Origin of the sequence: Salinicoccus sesuvii, from assembly GCF_042648145.1 — a bacterium.
In the GTDB taxonomy this organism is placed as follows: Bacteria; Bacillota; Bacilli; order Staphylococcales; family Salinicoccaceae; genus Salinicoccus; species Salinicoccus sesuvii.
Window position 1 is genome coordinate 245,000 of sequence record NZ_JBHRWV010000009.1, and the last position, 22,739, is coordinate 267,738.

Sequence of the window (22,739 nt, forward strand, 5' to 3'; positions counted from 1 at the left end):
TAACCCCTTTATTCGTCACCTTGGATGTAATACCCGACACCTCTTCTTGTCATCAGGTATTCCGGACGGGAAGGATCATCTTCTATCTTCTCCCTGAGCCTCCGCACTGTAACGTCGACAGTACGGACATCACCGAAGTAGTCGTAGCCCCACACAGTTTCTAGTAGATGTTCCCGGGTCATTACCTGGGAGAGGTGTTGGGCCAGATAATTGAACAGTTCAAACTCACGATGCGTGAGTTCAATATCTTTGTCATTTTTCTTAATGGCATAGGAGTCCGGTATCACCGTAATGGCCTTGACCTGAATATTGCTGTTTTCAGATTCCTGATCTTTGGTCGATGTTTCGACATTTCTTCTTAAATTAGCCTTTACACGCGCAATCAGTTCACGTGTCGAAAAAGGTTTGGTGACATAGTCATCGGCACCGAGCTCAAGCCCGAGCACTTTATCTATTTCAGAATCCTTGGCTGTCAGCATGATGATCGGCATATCGTGGGTTTTACGCACTTCGCGACACACTTCCATACCATCCATGCCCGGCAGCATTATATCAAGCAGTACAATGTCTGGCACGACCTCAAGTATAAGTGCCAGTGCATCATTGCCATCATAGGCACAATGCACTTCATATCCTTCTTTCTCAAGGTTGAATTCCAATATATCAGCAATGGGTCTTTCATCATCAACTACAACGATCTTCTTAGGCATTTCATTCCCTCACTTTCGTTATGTGCCTGTTTGCATAGTTATATCCACTATAAATGTATCACTTTTTCATATTTATTTCCATCTGGGTATAGTAAAAAGCCATCAGCGTCATGTGCTGATGGCTTCTATACGACGGTCCCGACGGGAATCGAACCCGCGATCTCCTGCGTGACAGGCAGGCATGTTAACCGCTACACCACGGGACCATGGTGTTATATAAAATATAAAAGTGACCCGTACGGGACTCGAACCCGTGTTACCGCCGTGAAAGGGCGGTGTCTTAACCGCTTGACCAACGGGCCTTGATGTTAATTGGTATTGAACACAAAGGTTATTATATCACGATATAAATTTCATTTTCAACTGAAACTTTTATTTTTTATTAAAATAAAAAATCCCACGGCGTCTGCCATGGGATTGACTACTAGCTCCAGAAATTTTTAAGGAGGTTCGTTTGATTGCGATCTGGACCGACAGAGAAAATAGAGATGCCGACACCTGTCAGCCGCTCGATTTCCTCAAGGTAGTTCCTAGCATTATCTGGAAGGTCTTCAAGACGCTTTATGCCAGTAATATCCTCTTTCCAGCCGGGCATGGTCTTGAAAATCGGCTTAGCACGATCTAGCGCATGCAGCGTAGCTGGATATTCCGTCACTTCTTTGCCATCAATCTCGTAGGCCGTACAGATTTTCACAGTATCCAGACCGCTTAGCACATCGATGGAATTGAGAGAGAGGTCAGTGATGCCACTGACACGTCTTGCATGACGCACAACGACACTATCGAACCATCCAACACGTCGCGCACGGCCTGTCGTCGTTCCATATTCGCGTCCGATTTCGCGAATATGTTCAGCGCTCTCGTCAAACAGTTCAGTCGGGAAAGGACCATCGCCGACACGGGAAGTATATGCTTTACATACGCCGACAACATTTCTAACAGCAGTGGGTCCAACGCCACAGCCGACAGTTACATTACCGGCAACCGGGTTACTGGAAGTGACGAATGGATATGTCCCATGATCGATATCCAGCATGACACCTTGGGCACCTTCAAAAAGGACCTTCTGATTGTTCTGGAAAGCATCATCAAGTACTTTAGCCGTATCCGTCACATAAGGTGCCAGACGCTCTGCTGCTTTTTGATAAGGTTCGAAGATTTCATCAAAGGTGAAGCCTTCACGTTCATACAGTGCCGTGAACATATGATTTTTAAGCTTTAGATTTTCTTCGAGTCTTTTTCTGAACGTTGCTTCATCGATTAGGTCTGCCATACGGATTCCTATTCTTTGCGCCTTGTCGACATAGCATGGCCCAATGCCTCTTTTAGTCGTACCGATTTTATTATCTCCGCGTGCTTCCTCTTCCAACTCATCTTGAAGGAGATGGTAGGGGAGTATTACTTGTGCACGGTTTGAAATTCTGAGGTTGTCGACAGATATACCACGTTCGATCAGTCCATCCAGTTCTTTGATGATGGAAATGGGATCGATGACGACACCGTTACCGATCAGTGAAATTTTATCGTCGTAGAATATACCTGAGGGAACGAGATGCAGCTTGTAGGTTTCGCCACCAAATTGAATTGTATGACCTGCATTGTTACCTCCGGAGAAACGTGCGATGATATCTGCATCTTCTGATAGGAAGTCTGTAATCTTCCCTTTTCCTTCGTCGCCCCACTGTGTTCCGACTACTACTGTTCCAGACATGTCTTTGCCCCCATTTTCTTTGAATTACCGTAATCATTCTAACAATAAGTGCTGCAAAAGGCAATAAAAATACGAACGTTTTTATAATATGTATATAAAAACATTCGTAAATTTAATTGGGTGGGATATAACCATCGCCATACCCATGATTATCCTGGTCGAAGAAGCTACTGTAGGACTTATTGAATATCAGTTTCACTGTTCCTGTTGGACCGTTCCTGTGTTTAGCAAGTATGATTTCTATCTCATCTTGCTCACGCTGCGCACCTTCTGCATCGTCCTCACCATCACCGCGAACATAATAATCTTCACGATAGAGAAAAGCTACGATATCTGCATCTTGCTCGATCGACCCGGATTCGCGTAAGTCACTCATCATCGGTCGCTTGTCCTGTCGTGTCTCTACACTCCTGGATAACTGACTGAGGGCGATGACCGGGCACTCCATCTCACGGGCCAGCGCTTTTAGCATACGTGAGATTTCCGATACTTCCTGCTGTCGGTTATCACTTCTTTTGTTACTTGATCCCTGAATCAGTTGCAAGTAGTCGATGATGACCATATCGATTCCGTGTTCCTGCTTCAGACGCATGCATTTGGAACGGATATCACTAACACGGATACCTGGTGAGTCGTCTATGAAAATCTTCGATTCCGCAAGACTACCAATTGCAGTGGTGAAGTTATCCCAATCATCATGATTGAGATTTCCTTGTCTCAGTTTAGTAGCATCAATCATACCTTGGCTCGATATCATACGCGAAACAAGCTGATCGGCGCCCATTTCGAGAGAGAATATTGCGACGGTATACTTTTCGCGAGACGTCCCGACATGACCAGCGATATTGAGAGCGAATGCGGTCTTACCCATAGAAGGCCGAGCGGCCAGTATGATCAAGTCGTTCCGATTGAATCCGGAGGTCATGAAATCAAGATCACGATATCCTGTTGGAATACCCGTTGTACTATCTGTCTGTCCAGCGCGTGCTTCGACTTGTTCGTAAACTTCGTGGACTACGGATTTCATGGACTTAAAGCCTTCGTTCCGACGACTCTCAGAAATAGACATAATTCTCGACTCTGCTTCGGTAAGAAGATCTTCCACATCCATCTCTTCTGAGAAACCTTCACTTGCGATTTCTTCTGCTGTCTTAATCAGCGTTCGCTTCAGTGCATACTTCGCTACGATGTCCACATAGAAAGCAACGTTCCGACTCGTTGGTACGACGTTCGACAGTTCTGCAAGGTATCTTGGGCCTCCAACAGAACTCAAGACCTCCATGCTTTTCAACTGGTCAATTAAGGTAACCACATCGATACTTTGATGATTTTCACTTAAAAAACCCATCGCCCGGTAAACATGCTGGTGCTCTGAACGATAGAAATCTTCTGGTTCCAACGTCTCCGCTGTAGAAATGAAAATTTCGGGATTGATCAGTATGGCACCAAGGACAGACTGCTCCGCTTCCATGTTGTGCGGCATCTGTTGATGTATATCCAAAATCAATCCCTCCTTGGTTTACTACTGTTCAATAACATGCACCTTGATCTCTGCAAATACTTCGGGGTGCAGCTTAACACTCATCTTGTGGTAGCCAAGGCTCTTAAGCGGCTGTGACATATCAAGCTTTCTTTTATCGAGCTTGATACCATGCTGCTTCTCGTATGCCTCAACGACCTGCTTGGAACTGATGGAACCGAATAGGCGGCCATCGTCACCGGACTTCGTCTTTATTTCAACTTCTTTCTCTTCAAGTTGTGCTTTCATCGCCTTAGCATCTTCCAATGCCTGCTCTGCCTTTGCTTCTTCAGCGTCATGCTGTGCCTGAAGTTTCTTCAGATTCGCTGGTGTCGCTTCTTCGGCTAGGCCTTTCTTAAGCAGGAAATTTTGTGCATAGCCTGTAGCAACTTCTTTCACTTCACCTTTTTTACCTTTGTTTTTAACGTCATTCAGAAAAATTACTTTCATTCCTCTTCACTCCTGTTATCGAATATTTCTTCAATTGCTTGGTTGAGCTCATCATAGAGCTCATCCATTGATTTACCGGTCACTCGTGTGGCTGCATTGGAGAGATGGCCGCCTCCGCCCATTGCTTCCATTACGAGCTGGACGTTCATCTCTCCGAACGATCGTGCTGAGATGCCGATTGACTCATCTTCACGTGCTGCCATGACAAATGAAGCCTGTACCCCTTCAATCTGCAGTAGCTGGTCGGCCGCCTGTGCCACTGTTACAGGATGGTATGTCATCATGGAATCCGCTTTAACAATAGCAATACCGTTATCCTTGATCTCAGCCGATTTGATTAGATCACTTCTTGCGATATACGTATCGATGTCATCCTTTAGGAAAGTCTGTGCAAGTACAGGATCTGCACCATTACTCCTTAGGAAACTGGCGGCATCGAAAGTTCTCGATCCCGTGCGAAGCGTATAGTTCCTAGTATCGACAATGATGCCTGTAAGCATGATGGTTGCTTCCAGACGGGAGAGTTTCTGCTCCTTGTTCTGGTATTCAAGCAATTCTGCAACAAGCTCGCTTGCACTGGAAGCGTAAGGCTCCATATAAACGAGTAGGGGATTAGAAATAAAGTCGTCAGAACGTCTATGATGATCGATGATGACCTTCCGGGCTGCCTTGTTCAGGATCACTTCGTCGAGTACCATGTTCGGTCGATGCGTATCCACGACAACAACAGTTGTTTTCGGATTCATCTTCTCCCAAGCCTCTTCAGAGGTGATGAACATCTTCATCAGATCTTCCCGTGCTTTTAGTTCCTTCATCATGCGCTGTAGTGTCTCGTCGATGTCATCTTCGTTTAATATGATATGCGCTTCGATACCATTCATCGAAGCAATTTTGGCTACGCCGATTGCAGATCCGAGCGCATCCATATCGGGATTTTTATGACCCATGATGAGTACATTGTCCCCTTCAAGCAGAATGTCCCGAAGGGCATGAGAAATAACTCGCGCTTTGACACGTGTTCGTTTTTCCATCGGATCGGTCTTTCCGCCATAGAATCTGGCGTTCCCGTTTACTGCTTTGATGGCTACCTGGTCGCCACCACGCCCGAGAGCTAGGTCAAGACTCGACTGAGCCAACTCGCCGACCTCTATATAATCGTCGGATCCTTCCCCCACACCGATACTCACTGTAATCTGAGCACCGAGTTCCTGGGAGCGTTCCCGGACTTCATCTAGCAGATTGAACCGTGTCGACTCTATATCTTTTAGACTGCTTGAATTGAGCAGGATGATGAAACGATCCTGGGAGAAGCGACGGATATAGATATGGTGCCGGTTCGCCCATTCATTGATTGTATTTGTGATGCTGTTATTGAGTTCGCTTTTTAGAGCCTCGCTCATATTCTGTGTCACTTCATCGTAGTTATCGAGGAATAAAATACCAATGACAGGCTGTTTGTCTTCAAGCTCGGTCTCACGGTTGCGCTGACTAGTGATATCTATCAGGTGCAGTGCCTGGTGTTTTTCGTCCCAATAGATTTTAAAGTACTTATCGTTGTAGGTTGATTCTGTCCTATGGATGTTATTGGCTTTAAGCGTTGTCATGATGTTCGGGAACAGCCGATTGATTGGTGTATTCAATTTTTCCCTTGAAATTTCACTGCACATATAATCGTTCATCCACTCGATTTCATCATCATCATTCAGTATGATAAGTCCCATCGGTAATTCGTCGATGGCATACTGCTTGCTGCCAGCAATATCTACAACCATTTGCCGGAAACGATTCTCATTGATGATAAAGGAACGGTAGAGATACAAAAATAGAAGTGTCAGGAGTATCGTACTTACGATAAGAAAGAGCAGGCCAGTCCTGAAGTGGTTCGTCAGTACAAATATATTCATTACCAGAATATGAAACGCTGCGATTGTAAAAGGTATGAATATCATTTTCCTGTCCAGCACGTTATACATTCCTATCACTTCCTTTTCAACTGTAGTAGTGTCCTTATCCTGAAGATCATTTCAAATATGCCGATGAGTATCGTGAGCGGTCTTAGGATGACCAATGGAATCAGCAGCAGTATTGAAATTACCATATTTAATTTCTTTTCTCGGAAGAAGAAATAGCTGAAGCTAAGACCATGTATATAAAGTATCCACTCCACAACAATCAGCAAGTTGCCGATCGTAGACTGGGCTGTCGTCCCTTCAGTTGTAAAAAATGATACTATAAACAGCACCAAAAATAAATAAAGGACGTAACGCGGGAAAGCCCAGTATTTGAACGAACGGTAGTTCCACATTTTCATGTGCGATGAACTGAAAAGAACACGCTGCATTAGTACAGTGTAGAGTGCCAGTAGGAATGCAATCACTGTAATATAAGCAGGTATATTGATGAAGATCTGATCTAGCGAAGTCCGGATGAGATCCGTATCGAGGTCAGAAGCAAAAGTCCCGTACATCTGGAGCTGTTCCATATACCACCCGCGAATCTCCAAATAAGTGTCAGAGATGGGCTGGACCACTCCGAGACCTTGAAGCAGGTTCAATATGCCTATAAATGAAAGCATCAGTGTGGCAGTCACATAGAATAGTGTCAGCTCCTGAGATAATTCTTTCTTTAGTGTATAGTGGACCACTATCGCCACTATATATAATACCACAAACCAAATCCAGGCATCCGCCGAGAGAAGTAATGCGGCAGGTATGAGAAAGCTGGCAAATGTCAGCCAAAAATGATAATTTGACTGATCTTTTAGCTTGACCAGAAAATAGACGGCGAACGGTAACAGTACTGCGCCGAAAAGCAGACTGACATCAGTAAGCGTGATGAACACGAATACAACAAGCAATACCAGCATCAATTGAAGCATTGATACTCTTTTATCCAAATTTCCACTCCTCCAACCATAAAATAAAGCTCCTAAACGAATAGGAGCATCCAATACTATTATTATAACGCTTCAAGCTTTTCCTGACCACTCATATAAGGTCTCAAAACTTCAGGGATTGTCACCGAACCGTCCGCATTTTGGTAGTTCTCAAGAAGGGCGGCCATTGTTCTGCCAACTGCAAGCCCACTGCCGTTCAGTGTGTGCAGCAGTTCCGGTCTCGCGTCCTGATCACGCTTGAACTTGATGTTTGCCCGGCGCGCTTGGAAATCCGTCATGTTGGAAATTGAACTGATTTCTTTATAATCTTCGTAACTCGGCAACCATACTTCAACATCGTATGTCTTGGAAGATCCAAAACCGATATCCCCAGTACATAGTAGTACTGTGCGGTGGGGTAAGCCAAGCAAGTTCAGTATATTTTCTGCGTGAGTCGTCATCTCTTCGAGTGCACCCCAAGAATCTTCCGGGCGCTCAATACGGACCATCTCCACTTTGTTGAACTGGTGAAGACGGATCAGACCCCGTGTATCTCTACCAGCAGAGCCTGCCTCACTTCTAAAACAGGCAGTCTGAGAAGTAAATTTTACTGGCAGCTGGTTGTTCGGCAAAGTTTCATCTTTATGGAAGTTTGTCAGAGTCACTTCAGATGTCGGGATAGTATACATTTCCATACCATCTATTTTGAAGAGATCCTCTTCGAATTTAGGCAGTTGACCTGTTGAATACATTGCTTCTGCACGCACAATCTGAGGCGTCATCATCTCTTTGTATCCATTCTTGCCATGAACTTCGAGCATGAAGTTCATAAGTGCCCGTTCAAGACGTGCGCCGTCACCGGTGTGGTATACGAATCTTGCACCGGAAACTTTTGCTCCCCGTTCAAAATCTGCAAGCTCAAGATCTTCAAGAATATCCCAATGTGCCTTCGGATCAAAGTCGAACTGACGCGGCTCGCCCGATTTGCGTATCTCGACGTTCTCGGAATCATCCGCCCCTTCTGGAACGTCGTCGTGGATTAGATTCGGTACTCGGCTCATCCTATCTTCAAAATCAGCTTTTATGGTATTTAGTTTTGAATCTATATCCTTGATTTCTTCACCGACCTCACGCATCGCAGCAATGGCATCATCGGCATTTTCCTTATTGCGCTTCTTATGAGCAATCTCTTCAGAAACCTTGTTGCGTCTGCCTTTCAGTTCTTCGGTTTTCTGAATCAGCTGTCTGCGGGATTCATCCAATTCGAGAATCTCGTCTATGATTGCAGGATCCGTCCCACGTTTTTGCGTTTTTGCCTTCACTTGTTCAACATCATTGCGAATCGTCTTGATATCCAACATAAGTTTGCCCTCCATCTTTATAAAAAATAAAAGATACCACGCCCCGGAAAGGGACGTGGTATACGCGTTGCCACCCTAATTTGGTGCATCAAGCACCATCTCATTCATTTAACGGTACGGGGTACCGGTCACTCTTATAGAAGGATGGAAATTCATATTCCACTGCAGCCATTTTCACCACCCATGACCTCTCTAAAACAACGGAACACTACTGCTTCCTTCAAGTGACTCATATTCAACTTATCCCCATTCTATAATGAAAGTAGCTAAAATGCAAGACTATCGAAGTGGTTCAAGGCCCGGTCGTCGATATACGACTTGTCCTTTTGCGATGACTGTATGTGCATGGTTGACGCCATAGTGATAAGGAATATATTCGTGGTTCGGCGCATCCCATAAAACGATATCCGCCTGATCACCCGCTTCAAGCGTCCCTTTATCCACGTCGATGGCATGGGCTGCGTTAACAGTCACAGCATTCCAAATTTCATTCGGTGTCATTTTCAGTTTAAGACTTGCGATTGCCATGATCATCTGCAGGTTATCCGTAACACAACTACCCGGGTTGTAGTCGGTAGCGAGACTGACTGCACCACCGTTCTCGATCATGCCACGAGCATCGGCAAATTGATCTTTACCAAGGTAGAATGTCGTCCCTGGGAGCAGCACGGCAACGGTATCTGAATCCGGTAGCAAATTCTTTCCGTTCGTACTTGCAGCAACAAGGTGATCTGCACTAATGGCATTCTGTTCGATGGCGAGCTCAAGGCCCCCAAGCGGATCAATCTCGTCCGCATGGATCTTCACACGCATACCAAGAGCATTCGCAGCTTTCATATATTTTCTGGACTGCTCAATTGTAAACACACCTGTTTCACAGAAGATATCAGCAAAGTCGGCATATGCCTGCGCTTCATCGAGGAGTTCGATCATTTCATCCAGGAACACATCTTTATCCATGCCTTTCGGTATGGCATGCGGGCCAAGGAACGTATGACGCATCGTAATCGGGAATTTTTGAGATATTTCCCGGGAAACTTCAAGCTGTTTCAGTTCATTTTCACGATCCAAACCATAACCACTTTTGCTTTCAATTGTAAGCACGCCGTGCTGGATCATTCGTATAATATTTTTCGATGCCTTATCTAGGAGTTGCTGATGAGTGGCTTTACGTGTCTGCTCAACCGTATTGAGTATGCCACCGCCTTGTTCAAGTATTGTGAGGTAATCCACTCCTTGGCGTTTTAACGCCATCTCGTGCTCCCTTGATCCTCCATGCACAACGTGAGTATGTGGATCGACGAGAGCAGGGGAGACAACCATACCGTCGGCATCAATCTCCTCAGTCGCTTCATAACCTTTCGTTTCCTCACCCCGATAGACGACATGACCATCCTTTATGACAATCATTGCATCTTCGATAATCTCGAGTTCGTCCATTTCACTGCCTTTCAATGGTTGCTCACTCTTCTTCGGCAGAATAAGTGCACTTATGTTTTTTATAATGATATCGTTCATTATTGTTCCTCCTTGAGCATTGGAATATTGATGCCGCGTTCTTTAGCTGTGTCGATCGCAATTTCGTATCCCGCATCAGCATGCCTTGCTACACCCATGCCAGGATCACTCGTCAGTACGCGCTCAATACGACGTGTTGCATTCTCAGTACCATCTGCCACCACAACCAAACCGGCATGAAGCGAGTAGCCCATTCCGACGCCTCCACCATGGTGGACACTGATCCATGAACCACCAGCAGCGGTATTGACTAAAGCATTCAAAATCGCCCAGTCCCCAACAGCATCGCTGCCATCCTTCATGCTTTCTGTTTCACGGTTCGGACTGGCGACAGAGCCACTATCCAAATGATCGCGTCCAATAACAATCGGCGCAGATATCTCACCACTGGCGACCATATCATTTAGAGCCATACCCATCTTTGCGCGTTCACCATATCCTAGCCATGCGATTCTTGCCGGCAGACCTTGAAATGCAATTTTTTCCTGGGCCATATCGAGCCATCTCAGAAGCTTTTCATTTTCAGGAAACAGTTCGCGCATCTTTCTGTCAGCCGCTTCAATATCTTTTGGATCTCCACTCAATGCCACGAATCGGAAAGGTCCTTTTCCCTCACAAAAGAGCGGACGGATATAGGCTGGCACAAACCCTGGGAAGTCGAAGGCATTGTCTACACCTTCATCTTTGGCTACTTGACGTATATTATTGCCATAGTCGAAGACGACCGAACCCTTTTCTTGGAATTTAAGCATCGCTAGAACGTGTTTGGCCATGGACTGTGAGGATAGCTTGATATATTCTTTCGGATCCCTCTCCCTCAAAGCATCCGCATCTTCAAGACTATAACCGATGGGAACATAGCCATTCAGCGGGTCATGTGCAGATGTCTGATCGGTTACGATATCAATATTGAATCCGCGCTCCAATATTTTATGATGAATCTCAGCCGCATTACCGAGTAGACCAATGGAAAGTGCTTCGCCTTTGTTCTTGGCAGCTTCCGCCATTTCGAGCGCTTCATCTAGGGAATCGGTCTGAGTATCAAGGTAACGCGTATCGATACGTTTTTGGATTCTTGTCGGATCGATTTCGACACAGATCGCCACCCCTTCATTCATCGTTACCGCGAGCGGCTGGGCACCACCCATGCCACCGAGTCCTGCCGTCAGAGTGATGGTGCCTCTGAGACTGCCATCATAGTTTTGGTTCGCCAATTCTGCGAACGTTTCGTACGTGCCCTGTACAATCCCTTGGGAACCAATGTAAATCCAGCTACCTGCAGTCATTTGACCATACATCATGAGACCTTTCTTATCGAGTTCGTTGAAATGATCCCAGTTTGCCCATTTCGGTACAAGCACAGAGTTTGAAAGTAGGACACGCGGTGCCGCCTCGTGTGTTTTGAAAACCGCAACCGGTTTACCGGACTGGATCAGCATCGTTTCATCCTTCTCGAGGTCACGCAGCGTTCTTTCTATTGCTTCGAATGATTCCCAGTTACGTGCTGCCTTACCGATGCCTCCGTAGACCACCAAGTCTTCTGGGCGTTCGGCCACTTCTGGATCCAGATTATTGTAGAGCATTCTTAATGCCGCTTCTTGCTCCCATCCTTTACACTCAATTTCCAATCCTTTTTTCGCAGTAATTTTTCTAGACATATTCCGCCACCCCTTTAATTTGTCTGAGTTCATCCGTAAGTATTTTGATATCTTTACTGAAATTACGATCTTGGCTAATAAATGCAACGTGACTACGATAGATGTCAAATTTATCTCGAGTTCTTGGGGAGAGTTTGTCTTCTCCTTTAATCTCGACTGCTGTCAGGGCAATGAACAATTCAATTGCTAAAACGTTCCTTACATTATCGATAATGTCGCGTGCATGCCTTGCACCGATGGTCCCCATGGAAACATGGTCCTCCTGGTTGGCTGAAGACGGTATGGAATCGACGCTGGCCGGGTGAGCAAGGGTCTTATTTTCTGAAACAAGGCTCGCTGCTGCATATTGTAGGATCATTGCTCCGGACTGTAGGCCTTCTTGTGGACTGAGAAACGCCGGAAGATCCCCATTGAGAGACGGATTGACAAGACGTTCGATACGTCGTTCCGATATGTTGGCAATTTCACTCACACCAATTTTAAGCAGGTCCATGGCTATCGCTATCGGCTGTCCGTGGAAGTTCCCTCCTGAGATAACTTCTTCCTCACCAAATATCAGTGGATTGTCATTCGCAGCATTCATTTCGATCTCTATTTTTTCCTTCACATAGGCGAGGGTTTGCAGTGATGCACCGTGCACTTGCGGGATACACCTGAGCGAATAGGCATCCTGTACTCTAATCTCACCTTGGCGTGTCGTCAGTTCTGAACCTTCGAGGAGGTATCTCAGTCTTTTCGCCACTTCAACCTGCTCCTTGTACCCCCGGGATAGATGTACTTTCTCGTTGAATGCATCAGTGATACCATTTAAAGCCTGGTGGGTAAGCGCAGAAATCCAGATGCTATCATCCATAATTTTTTCTGCCTCAATGTAGTTAATCAGTCCCTGTGCAGTCATTGGCTGTGTGCCATTGATCAGTGCAAGTCCTTCCTTAGCCTGAAGTGTGAGGGGAAGAATGCCGAGACGCTCCATGACTTTACGTGCAGACGAGAGTTGCCCTTCGTAGAATACTTCTCCTTCCCCAATCAATGTAATTGCGAGATGGGCAAGCGGTGCAAGATCCCCGGACGCACCGAGTGATCCCTGTTCTGGTACTCTCGGGATAATGCGCTCATTGATGAATGTCTTAAGCTGCTCCACTAGCTCAACTGTTACACCAGAATGGCCTTTTAGCAGAGTGTTGAGCCTTAGTACCATCATGGCAAGTACCGTTTTTTCTGCAAATGGCTTGCCGACACCACATGAGTGGGAACGAATTAGGTTAACTTGTAGTTCCGTTGTCTTATCACTCGATATCCTTACATCACTGAACAGTCCGAATCCTGTAGTGATGCCGTATATCGTACTTTCGTTTTCGATGATGCGTTCAACCGTCTTTCTGGATCGTTCGACATTCGTGTAGGCTTCCTCTGAAATCTCGATGGTACTTCTGTCGTCATTTAGGAACGTCTTCATCTTTTCAATGGTCAGTTCCTGTCCATTCAATGTTAAAATGGTCACGTTTACGCCTCCTTTTTTCAATAAAAAAAGACACATGCATCCCTTTGGGATGTATCGTGTCTCTATTAGCTAATGTCTATGACATGTATATTCAATTGTAGCTAGATATGATTGATGCCAAGTCCTAGTGTTTCGTGCTCCTTGCCTTTGATGGGTGCACCAATGGTGCCGTAGAAGCACACCGCAATCCATTCCCCTTCAACGGTCTCCGGATACGGGCGACCTCTCACGACCGAAAATGTCAGTCCTACAGTACGCATGACCTCACCGACGCTCAATTTCCCTCGTGTTACACCCTCTGCCGCCTCAATGATGGCATGGTAGAGTGCATGGGTTTCCCGGTAGATATCTCCATTGATCAGCTGGTTGCGTTTTGCCGCTGTTTCGACTGAAGAGATAACTTTTTTAAGATCCATCGATCCGACTTTTCCAGTAACTACTTTGAAAGACTTGTATTCGGGCATAAGCCCGAACGCTGTGTCAGCATCTGTCAAAGCGACAAGTGCGGCATATTTGCCGAATGCCTGCTGTTGATTCGAATTCATTGGCATCCTCTCCGAAATTCATCTATGTTTGTTCCTCTAATTGACTAATGACTATTTTCATTATAGCGCTTCCACTAAATAAGCGCAATTGCCCATATAATCAAAAAACGGTCCATGACATATCATGGACCGTAGAAGTATTTTTAAAATGGATGCTACTCTTCAGTTTCTTCAGCTTCCGCATCGAGATCGGCGTCCGTTGCGTTTGCTTCTGTGACTTCCTTCACTTTCGCAACTGTTGCGACTTTTTGATCCTCATTCATCTTTATGAGTCTGACGCCTTGAGTATTACGACCGGTGGAGGAGACTTCCTCCATAACCAGGCGGATGAGGACACCGTGGTTTGTCACGATCATCAAATCCTCGTCACCATCGATGGCAGCAATGTAGACCAATGCACCGATGCGCTCTGTCAGATTCGCAGTTTTCACACCCATGCCGCCACGGTTCGTAATACGGTAATCCGCTTCTGGTGTGCATTTGCCGTAACCATTGTCAGTGACCACGAGAATGGACTGACCTTCCGTCAGGACATCAAGCCCGATGACATAATCATCTTCACGCAGTTTGATTCCTTTTACGCCTGCTGCTGTACGACCCATCGTACGTATTTGTGTTTCCTCGAAACGGATCAGATTGGCATCTCTTGTACCAAGAATAACTTCTTTTGAACCATCTGTCAGACGAACGGCTAATAGTTCGTCATCGCCGCGGAATGAAATGGCAATCTTGCCGTTTTTGTTGATGCGTTCGAAATCGCTCAAAGGCGAGCGCTTGACGAGCCCGTTCCTTGTTGCAAATATGAGGAATTTGTCTTCTGTGTCCTCATCTTTCACACCAATCATCGTACTGATCACTTCATCCTTATCGATCTCAAGCATATTAACAACTGGAATTCCCTTCGACTGGCGGGAGAATTCAGGGATTTCATATCCTTTAAGACGGTACACACGCCCTTTATTCGTAAAGAACATAATGTAGTCGTGCGTACTCATTGTTACAATCTGGCTGACGAAGTCATCTTCAACTGTATTCATTCCCTGCACACCGCGTCCACCACGGTGCTGGGCACGATAAGTGGAGGAAGGCAGGCGTTTGATGTAGTTATTGTGGCTCAGAGTGACAACAATCTGCTCTTCAGGGATAAGATCTTCATCTTCGATATCTGATAGGCTACCGAGTGTAATTTCGGTTCTGCGCGCATCACCGTACTTCTCTTTGATTTCAATCAGTTCATCACGAATGATTTGAAGCAATTTTTCATCATCGGCGAGGATTTCTTTAAGATACTGGATTGTTTTTAGTATCTCATTATACTCGTCTTCTATCTTGCCTCTCTCAAGTCCTGTCAGACGTCTCAGACGCATATCCAAAATGGCCTGCGACTGGCGCTCGGACAGGTTGAATTGTTCCATAAGCCCCGTCCTTGCTGCCTCATCGTTTTGTGAGCCACGGATTAGTGCAATGATTGCATCGATATTATCAAGGGCGATTTTCAACCCTTCGAGGATGTGTGCACGGTCTTCTGCACGCTTCAGATCGAATTTCGTCCGTCTTGTAACAATAACTTTCTGGTGCTCCAGGTAATGTGCAAGCACTTCTTTCAAACCAAGTATTTTAGGCTGCCCTTTGACAAGTGCCAGCATGTTGATACCAAAAGAGGTCTGAAGGGGAGTTTGCTTATAGAGGTTGTTTAAAATAACGTTGGCATTCTTATCCTTGCGAATCTCTATAATGATCTTGACACCTGCTGCAAGACTTGTTTCGTCACGCAAATCAGTGATACCTTCGATCTTTTTATCGCGTGCGAGTTCAGCAATCTTTTCAACCAATCTTGCCTTGTTGACCTGATACGGGATTTCAGAGACGACGATGCGCTCCTTACCGTTACTCATCATCTCTATCTCACAGCGTGAACGCATCATGACCGAGCCACGACCCGTTTCATATGCTTGTCTGATGCCACCTTTACCAACAATTAGACCAGCTGTCGGAAAATCAGGACCTTTCACATGTTCCATCAGTTCAGGGAGAGTAATTTCGCTATCTTCGGAATAGGCGAGTACAGCGTCGATTACTTCCGTCAAATTATGCGGTGGAATATTCGTCGCCATGCCGACTGCGATACCGCTCGTACCGTTGACGAGGAGATTTGGAAACCTCGAAGGCAATACGACTGGCTCGCGCTCATTACCGTCATAATTGTCTTGGAAATCGATGGTATCTTTGTTGATATCTCGCATCATTTCCATGGAAATTTTGCTCATTCTTGCTTCGGTATAACGCATCGCCGCTGCACTGTCGCCATCCATGGAACCGAAATTCCCCTGGCCGTCGACTAACGGGTTACGGTAGCTGAAGTCCTGTGCCATACGAACCATCGCATCGTAAATGGAGGAGTCACCATGGGGGTGGTATTTACCCATGACGTCCCCGACAATTCTGGCAGACTTTTTATACGGTTTGTCAGAAGTCATCCCATTGTCATGCATTCCGTACAGTATTCTACGGTGGACCGGTTTCATACCATCCCTGACATCCGGCAGTGCTCTTGAAACGATGACGCTCATCGCATAATCAAGGAAGGATGTCCGCATCTCTTTACTTATATTTACTTCTTTCAACCGATCGATTCTATCACTCATTCAATTACCTCCACTGGTTAGACGTCTAGGTTCTGGACGTATAATGCATTTTCTTCAATAAAGTTTCTTCTATGTTCGACAATATCGCCCATCAGCATTTCAAATGTCTGGTCTGCATCTACCGCATCATCCAAGGTGACTTGCATAAGCGTTCTGAATTCAGGATCCATCGTAGTCTCCCATAGTTGATCCGCATTCATCTCCCCGAGACCTTTATATCTGGAAAGTGACATCTTAGGCGTCTCATTGAGTTCTTTTCTGAGTACTTCAAGCTCCCTGTCATCAAATACATAGTATTTATTCTTGCCTTGCTCGATCTTGTAGAGTGGTGGCTGGGCAATATAGACATATCCCGCTTCGATAAGCGGCTTCATGAAACGATAGAAGAATGTCAGCAGCAGCGTACGAATATGCGCACCATCCACATCAGCATCGGTCATGATGACAATCTTGTGGTAGCGGGCTTTGGTCAGGTCGAACTCTTCGCCGATGCCGGTACCGAGTGCTGTAATCATGGAACGGATTTCGTTATTGTTCAAAATTTTATCGAGTCTTGCTTTTTCAACGTTTAGAATCTTGCCTCGGAGTGGAAGGATTGCCTGGGTCGTGGAATTACGTCCGGATTTAGCGGATCCACCGGCAGAATCGCCCTCAACGATGAACAATTCACTTTTTGCCGGATCTTTGCTTGAACAGTCGGCAAGTTTACCTGGCAGACTGGAGATTTCAAGAGCAGATTTTCTGCGTGTCATTTCGCGGGCTTTTTTAGCTGCGACTCTGGCACGTTGCGCAGTGAGTCCTTTTTCGACAATGATCCTTGCCGCTGTCGGATTCTCCAAAAGGAAACGATCGAATCCTTCAGAAAATAGTTGATCTGTGATAAGCCTTGCTTCTGAGTTGCCGAACTTCGTCTTTGTCTGTCCTTCAAACTGGGGATCAGTATGCTTGATGGAGATGACCGCAGTCATGCCTTCACGCACATCTTCACCGCTCAAACGATCTTCGTTCTCCTTGATGATGCGGTTCTTCACACCATAGGCATTGATTACTTTGGTCAGCGCACGCTTGAACCCGTCCTCGTGCGTCCCGCCTTCATACGTATGGATGTTATTTGCGTATGAAAGGAGTGTAGAATTATAGCCATTATGGTACTGGAGTGCAATCTCAACTTCAACGTCGTCCTTCTCACTCTGCATGTAGATGACCTCGTCGTGCAATACATCCCGTGTTTCATTCATCTGTTCGACGTAGGACTTGATGCCACCTTCATAATAGTACTCGAAAGATTCATCCTCTTCACCCCGTTCATCAATCAGAGTGATTTCGAGTCCCTTGTTAAGGAAAGCGAGTTCCTTAATCCGTTTTTGCAGCACTTCCGTGTCATATACTGTTGTTTCTGTAAAGATCTCAGCGTCTGCTTTAAAGCGAATGACAGTACCTGTCTTTTCCGTCTCATCAACGACTTTCAGGTCAAAGTCGGGGACACCTCTCGTGTAGCTCTGATGATGCACTTTGCCATTCAAATGAACGTAGACTTCAAGTGTTTCACTCAGCGCGTTTACAACGGAAGAGCCGACACCGTGCAGGCCGCCAGATACTTTATATCCGCCGCCGCCGAATTTACCGCCGGCGTGCAGGACAGTCAATATGACTTCCACTGCTGGCCGTCCCATTTTCTCTTGAATATCTACCGGGATTCCGCGGCCGTTATCTGTGACTTTGATCCAGTTATCTTCTTCAATCGTTACAGTGATGCGATCAGCGTGACCAGCCATCGCTTCATCGATACTGTTGTCGACGATTTCCCATACGAGGTGGTGGAGTCCTTTTGAAGCTGTGGAGCCGATATACATTCCTGGACGTTTACGGACTGCTTCTAGTCCCTCCAGTACTTGAATCTGACCCGCGCCATACTGTTCCATATTTTTTTCAGCCATATTATCACCTTCCATTATACTTTCACGTTGCCTTCTTCTATACCGAATGTCTTCATTTCATCCATGATTGCGTGATTGATATCACTGATTGATGTTGTTGTGACGAAGGTCTGCACTCTATTACGAATTGAGGTCAATAGGTGGGATTGTCTTGTTTCATCGAGCTCACTTAAAACATCATCCAGAAGCAAAATGGGGTATTCGCCCACTTCTTCATTTATCAGTTCAAGTTCTGCAAGCTTTATTGAAAGTGCCGTCGTCCGCTGCTGGCCTTGAGAGCCGTACGTTTGAACGTCGTAGTCGTTAATGTGGAAAGAGATGTCGTCCCTGTGAGGACCAATGAGCGCCTGGCCTCTTTCTATCTCCCGTTCAAGCGCCTCGTCAAGCAGCAGTTTCAACTCCTGCTCAAGCGTTTCCGCACCGGTTGCCTCATATTTGATATTCGGCCTGTATCTGACTGACAGAATTTCTTGGCCATTCGATATATCCCGATGAATCTTACGGGCATATTTTTCAATGGTATCGACAAACTGTTGCCTCTTTAAAATAATTAAACTTGCATAGTATGCAAGCTGTTCATTCAATACATCGATCATGACGCGATCGACATTCTTTTGTTTTAAATAGTTATTTTTCTGAGCAAGCACCTTCTGATAGCCGCTCAGCATGTTGATATATACTTTTGAGATCTGTCCGCATTCCATGTTTATGAATTTACGTCTGATCTGAGGAGATCCTTTGACAATATTGAGATCTTCCGGAGCAAACAGCACTACGTTCAAATGTCCAATATACTGGCTGAGTTTCGATACTTCCATATGGTTGACTTTCGCACGCTTTCCTTTTCCGCTCACACTGAGCGACAAGGGGAGGGTGCTGTAGGTAGTCGTTATATTACCATTGACATAAGCTTCATCCTGACCGAACCGGATCAACTCTTTATCCTTTGAGGTGCGATGACTCTTAGCCAAGGCGAGAAAGTAGATCGACTCTAGAAGATTCGTCTTGCCCTGGGCGTTCCGCCCGATAAAGATATTCAGCTTTGGATGGAATTCAAGGTCCAGCGTTCCATAATTTCTGAAATCTCCAAGATGTACACGATTCAAAATCATTTGGAATATTCGATTCTGAACTGGCCGAATTCCCCGAGATCCAGTACATCACCTTCGTGCAGTTTCTTCCCTCTGCGATTCTCAGGTTCTCCATTCAGCAATACTTCGTTTTCCTGAAGAAACCATTTGGCTTCTCCGCCGGTTCCTATGATCCCTTCGTGCTTAAGAAATTTTCCTAATGTAATCAGCTCATCGAACTGGATACTTTCCATGCACTCATCCTCCTTAATCTCACCTATATATTATACTACATTTTTCAATAAATTTCACCCCAGAAGCCCAAATAAAGGCTCAGGAGCGTTTTAAGGCACAAATAAGGGTTTCCCCTTTGAAACAAAAAAGCGACTGAGAACCCCTTTTTTTAAATTTCTGGGGCTCAGTCGCAGTTTGAACTGAAATTTTAATATGTGCGAATCGGCAGAATCAGCTGAACGACCGCGTCCGATTCAGCGGCCTTCAAAGTGAATGGACGCATGGTGCCGAAGAACTCGATGGTGACTTCCTCGTCGTTGATCGCTTTTAGTGCATCCATCATGTATTTGGAGTTGAAGGAGATTTTCAAATTTTCCCCTTCGACAGTGCCGGTACTGATATCTTCGTGTACTGTACCGACTTCAGGTGAATTGGAGGAGAGGGCAACATTGCCATTTTCCACACTCATGCGAATGACGTTATTGCCACCTTCTCTTGCCAGCAGGGATACACGGTCGATGGCATGGTAGAATTCGCCATTGTTCACAGTGACTTTTGTTTCGTAGTTTTCCGGGAACAGGCGGGATGTATCCGGATAGTTGCCCTCAAGCAATCTGGAGATAAAACGCATGTTGCCGTAGCTGATCAGTACTTGGTTTTGTGAAAAATGAATTTCCACCTCGTCGTCCGAGTCGTTAATGATCTTGTTGAGTTCGTTCAATGATTTTCCTGGAATAATGGCATGCATGCTATCCATACCGAATTGATCTCCTTCAAGCCTTCTTAGTGCCAGCCTGTGGGAATCTGTTGCGGTAAACTGGATGCCTGTATCATCGAACTGCCAGTTGACACCTGTCAGTACTGGTCTGGTCTCTGAAAGTGACACTGCAAAATTGGTCTGGTTAATGATTGTCTTTAGAACTGCAGATGGCAAGATGATACTTTCTTCATCATTTACTTCAGGTAATAGTGGATACTGGTCTGGATCATTACCACTCAGGTTGAACTCTGATTGTGAAGCAGTAATTTTAGTTTGGAAAGTATCGTTGGTTTCAAGTTGAACAAAGTTTCCTGAGAGTTTCTTGATGATATCCACAAAGAATCGTCCTGATAATACGACTGTTCCTGTTTCATTGATTTCAAGTATTTCTTCATTATCAATTTCAGTAGGTATTGTAATTTCAATTGATATCTCAGAATCACTGCCTGTAAGTATTAGATGATCTTCTTTTACTTCGAGTTTTATACCATTGAGTATCGGAAGTGTTGTTCTAGGTGATATTGCTTTGAGACAGTGGTTCAACTGTTCGATGAAATACTGACGGTTAATACTGATTTTCATAAGTTAGCGACTCCTTATATATTAAGTAGTATTTAAAGTAATAATAATAGTAGGCCCTGTGGATGTGTGGATAAGTGGATTGAAGCTATATGGCTCAGGTTATCCACATGTGGGTAAACTGTTTGTTAAAGTGTACCATCTATCCACACCATTCACACCTCTAACTGATTCGATTCTCCACTTCTTCAAGTTCTTGTCTAAACCGTTCATCCTCTGTAATCATTTTTGAGATCTTCTCATGGGCATGGATGACAGTAGAGTGATCACGACCGCCGAAAACCTCACCAATTTTTGGCAAGGAGTAATCTGTAAGTTCACGAGCAAGATACATTGCGATTTGCCGTGGGAAAGCGATGGATTTTGTGCGTTTTTTGGATGCAAATGACTCAATTTGTACATCGTAGAAGGACGCAACCGCTTCTTGTATGTCCGTGATTGTAATTTTCTTTGACTTGTTCTGGGTCACGAGGTCTTTTAATGCCTCTGAAACCATTTCCGGAGTCAGCGGCTGATTGACTAGTTTTGAATATGCCGCAACCCGTGTCAGCGCGCCTTCCAGTTCGCGGATGTTTGTATGGATATGGTTTGCAATGTAAATCATTGCTTCATTTGGAATTTCGACTTTTTCTTCTTCGCATTTCTTTCTAAGAATGGCAATACGCGTTTCCAGATCTGGTGGAGTGATATCGGTGATTAGTCCCCATTCGAAGCGCGAACGCAACCGATCTTCTAGTGTTGGGATTTCTTTAGGTGTGCGGTCACTTGAAATGACGATTTGCTTATTGTCTTCGTGAAGGGCGTTAAAAGTGTGGAAGAATTCTTCCTGCGTCGATTCTTTGCCTGCGAGAAACTGGATATCATCGATTAGCAGGACATCGACATTGCGATAGCGATTCCTGAACTCTTCGGTTTTATTATCGCGAATCGAGTTAATGAACTCGTTTGTAAATTTTTCACTAGAAAGGTAAGCAACTTTGGCGTTTGGGCGATGTTCCAGTACGTAGTGTCCAATTGCATGCATCAGGTGTGTCTTGCCAAGGCCAACGCCCCCATAGATGAAGAGTGGGTTATAGGCTTTTGCCGGCGCTTCTGCGACAGCGAGAGATGCCGCATGGCTGAAGCGGTTTCCATTTCCAATGACAAATGTTTCGAACGTATTATTCACGTTCAGCTGGCTGTTTACTGAAACTTCTGGTTCTGGTCCTGTCTTCTCAGGTGCTCTCACCGATGTTTCCTCTTCTTCTGTGACGATCCTGATCTCGGGTTTCTCTCCCATGACTTCATAGAGCTGCTCTTGGATCAGGACGCTGTAGTTTTTCTCGAGCCAATCCCTCTGAAACTGGGTATCTGCTTTTATGACAGCTGTGTCATTATCCAAGTGGACCATCGAAGTATCTTGGAACCATGTCTGATAGCTGGCATTGGCAATGGTTTCTTTGATGCCTTTTAGCGTGTTCTCCCATATTTCTTTAATACTACTCATACATTGTCCTCTTTTCCTATTCACATAATCACAGTATGTGGATACTCATTTCCACAGTGCTGAACAACTGTCCACAGGTTACACACAATCTGTGGACAAATCTAGTTACCAGGACGGTTTTCCCACAAATTCATACTCAGAATTATAACGAAAAAACCAAGGGATATCAACATCTAACTA

At 45.2% G+C, this 22,739-nt stretch carries 17 protein-coding genes and 2 tRNA genes; all 19 read right to left on the reverse strand.

Going from position 1 to position 22,739, the window contains the following annotated elements:
* Window positions 1-8: 8 nt before the first annotated feature.
* Complete coding sequence (gene yycF, locus ACFOJ8_RS11770; RefSeq protein WP_380650867.1) at window positions 9-710, reverse strand: response regulator YycF; 702 nt, start codon at window positions 708-710, stop codon at window positions 9-11.
* Between the two features lie 133 nt (window positions 711-843).
* Window positions 844-916 (reverse strand) — tRNA-Asp (locus ACFOJ8_RS11775).
* Window positions 917-940: 24 nt separating this feature from the next.
* Window positions 941-1,012, reverse strand: a tRNA-Glu gene (locus ACFOJ8_RS11780).
* Window positions 1,013-1,134: 122 nt separating this feature from the next.
* Window positions 1,135-2,421, reverse strand: a complete 1,287-nt coding sequence (locus tag ACFOJ8_RS11785; RefSeq protein WP_380650869.1) for an adenylosuccinate synthase — start codon at window positions 2,419-2,421, stop codon at window positions 1,135-1,137.
* A gap of 112 nt (window positions 2,422-2,533) precedes the next feature.
* Window positions 2,534-3,904 carry a replicative DNA helicase gene (gene dnaB / locus ACFOJ8_RS11790; RefSeq protein ID WP_380656938.1) on the reverse strand — a complete coding sequence of 457 codons (1,371 nt, stop codon included), beginning with the start codon at window positions 3,902-3,904 and terminating at the stop codon, window positions 2,534-2,536.
* Between the two features lie 39 nt (window positions 3,905-3,943).
* The gene (gene rplI, locus ACFOJ8_RS11795; protein WP_380650871.1) at window positions 3,944-4,390 is read right to left on the reverse strand and encodes a 50S ribosomal protein L9; all 447 of its coding nucleotides are present in this window, start codon (window positions 4,388-4,390) and stop codon (window positions 3,944-3,946) included.
* A complete protein-coding gene (locus ACFOJ8_RS11800) occupies window positions 4,387-6,363 on the reverse strand; it encodes a DHH family phosphoesterase (protein ID WP_380650872.1) in 1,977 nt (658 codons plus the stop codon). Before ACFOJ8_RS11800 ends, rplI begins: the two co-directional genes overlap by 4 nt.
* A 5-nt stretch (window positions 6,364-6,368) precedes the next feature.
* Window positions 6,369-7,286 (reverse strand): DUF2232 domain-containing protein, encoded by a 918-nt coding sequence (locus ACFOJ8_RS11805; RefSeq protein ID WP_380650874.1) that lies wholly within the window; start codon window positions 7,284-7,286, stop codon window positions 6,369-6,371.
* 62 nt (window positions 7,287-7,348) lie between these two features.
* On the reverse strand, window positions 7,349-8,626 hold the full coding sequence (serS, locus tag ACFOJ8_RS11810) for a serine--tRNA ligase (protein ID WP_380650876.1): 1,278 nt from the start codon (window positions 8,624-8,626) through the stop codon (window positions 7,349-7,351).
* 279 nt (window positions 8,627-8,905) lie between these two features.
* On the reverse strand, window positions 8,906-10,144 hold the full coding sequence (gene hutI / locus ACFOJ8_RS11815; RefSeq protein ID WP_380650878.1) for an imidazolonepropionase: 1,239 nt from the start codon (window positions 10,142-10,144) through the stop codon (window positions 8,906-8,908).
* Complete coding sequence (gene hutU / locus ACFOJ8_RS11820; RefSeq protein ID WP_380650880.1) at window positions 10,144-11,802, reverse strand: urocanate hydratase; 1,659 nt, start codon at window positions 11,800-11,802, stop codon at window positions 10,144-10,146. The genes hutI and hutU overlap by 1 nt, the downstream gene beginning before the upstream one ends.
* Entirely contained in the window at window positions 11,795-13,303 is a 1,509-nt protein-coding gene (gene hutH / locus ACFOJ8_RS11825) for a histidine ammonia-lyase (RefSeq protein WP_380650881.1), read from the reverse strand. The genes hutU and hutH overlap by 8 nt, the downstream gene beginning before the upstream one ends.
* 101 nt (window positions 13,304-13,404) lie before the next feature.
* Window positions 13,405-13,848: a hut operon transcriptional regulator HutP gene (hutP, locus tag ACFOJ8_RS11830; RefSeq protein WP_380650882.1), complete on the reverse strand. Its 444-nt coding sequence runs from the start codon at window positions 13,846-13,848 to the stop codon at window positions 13,405-13,407.
* A 155-nt stretch (window positions 13,849-14,003) separates the two neighbouring features.
* Window positions 14,004-16,493, reverse strand: coding sequence for a DNA gyrase subunit A (gene gyrA / locus ACFOJ8_RS11835; protein ID WP_380650884.1), 2,490 nt, complete (start codon window positions 16,491-16,493; stop codon window positions 14,004-14,006).
* A gap of 17 nt (window positions 16,494-16,510) precedes the next feature.
* The gene (gene gyrB / locus ACFOJ8_RS11840) at window positions 16,511-18,430 is read right to left on the reverse strand and encodes a DNA topoisomerase (ATP-hydrolyzing) subunit B (protein WP_380650886.1); all 1,920 of its coding nucleotides are present in this window, start codon (window positions 18,428-18,430) and stop codon (window positions 16,511-16,513) included.
* A gap of 14 nt (window positions 18,431-18,444) precedes the next feature.
* Window positions 18,445-19,542 carry a DNA replication/repair protein RecF gene (gene recF / locus ACFOJ8_RS11845; protein WP_380650888.1) on the reverse strand — a complete coding sequence of 366 codons (1,098 nt, stop codon included), beginning with the start codon at window positions 19,540-19,542 and terminating at the stop codon, window positions 18,445-18,447.
* Window positions 19,539-19,754, reverse strand: coding sequence for a S4 domain-containing protein YaaA (gene yaaA, locus ACFOJ8_RS11850; RefSeq protein WP_380650890.1), 216 nt, complete (start codon window positions 19,752-19,754; stop codon window positions 19,539-19,541). Before yaaA ends, recF begins: the two co-directional genes overlap by 4 nt.
* 188 nt (window positions 19,755-19,942) lie before the next feature.
* On the reverse strand, window positions 19,943-21,076 hold the full coding sequence (gene dnaN, locus ACFOJ8_RS11855) for a DNA polymerase III subunit beta (RefSeq protein ID WP_380650892.1): 1,134 nt from the start codon (window positions 21,074-21,076) through the stop codon (window positions 19,943-19,945).
* 160 nt (window positions 21,077-21,236) lie between these two features.
* Entirely contained in the window at window positions 21,237-22,559 is a 1,323-nt protein-coding gene (dnaA, locus tag ACFOJ8_RS11860; RefSeq protein WP_380650894.1) for a chromosomal replication initiator protein DnaA, read from the reverse strand.
* Window positions 22,560-22,739: the final 180 nt, after the last annotated feature.

Coding starts and splice junctions, on each gene's coding strand:
- yycF (WP_380650867.1), bottom strand. CDS start 710: ATGCCTAAGAAGATCGTTGTAGTTGATGATGAAAGACCCATTGCTGAT.
- ACFOJ8_RS11785 (WP_380650869.1), bottom strand. CDS start 2,421: ATGTCTGGAACAGTAGTAGTCGGAACACAGTGGGGCGACGAAGGAAAA.
- dnaB (WP_380656938.1), bottom strand. CDS start 3,904: ATGCCGCACAACATGGAAGCGGAGCAGTCTGTCCTTGGTGCCATACTG.
- rplI (WP_380650871.1), bottom strand. CDS start 4,390: ATGAAAGTAATTTTTCTGAATGACGTTAAAAACAAAGGTAAAAAAGGT.
- ACFOJ8_RS11800 (WP_380650872.1), bottom strand. CDS start 6,363: ATGTATAACGTGCTGGACAGGAAAATGATATTCATACCTTTTACAATC.
- serS (WP_380650876.1), bottom strand. CDS start 8,626: ATGTTGGATATCAAGACGATTCGCAATGATGTTGAACAAGTGAAGGCA.
- hutI (WP_380650878.1), bottom strand. CDS start 10,144: ATGAACGATATCATTATAAAAAACATAAGTGCACTTATTCTGCCGAAG.
- hutU (WP_380650880.1), bottom strand. CDS start 11,802: ATGTCTAGAAAAATTACTGCGAAAAAAGGATTGGAAATTGAGTGTAAA.
- hutP (WP_380650882.1), bottom strand. CDS start 13,848: ATGAATTCGAATCAACAGCAGGCATTCGGCAAATATGCCGCACTTGTC.
- gyrA (WP_380650884.1), bottom strand. CDS start 16,493: ATGAGTGATAGAATCGATCGGTTGAAAGAAGTAAATATAAGTAAAGAG.
- gyrB (WP_380650886.1), bottom strand. CDS start 18,430: ATGGCTGAAAAAAATATGGAACAGTATGGCGCGGGTCAGATTCAAGTA.
- recF (WP_380650888.1), bottom strand. CDS start 19,542: ATGATTTTGAATCGTGTACATCTTGGAGATTTCAGAAATTATGGAACG.
- yaaA (WP_380650890.1), bottom strand. CDS start 19,754: ATGGAAAGTATCCAGTTCGATGAGCTGATTACATTAGGAAAATTTCTT.
- dnaN (WP_380650892.1), bottom strand. CDS start 21,076: ATGAAAATCAGTATTAACCGTCAGTATTTCATCGAACAGTTGAACCAC.
- dnaA (WP_380650894.1), bottom strand. CDS start 22,559: ATGAGTAGTATTAAAGAAATATGGGAGAACACGCTAAAAGGCATCAAA.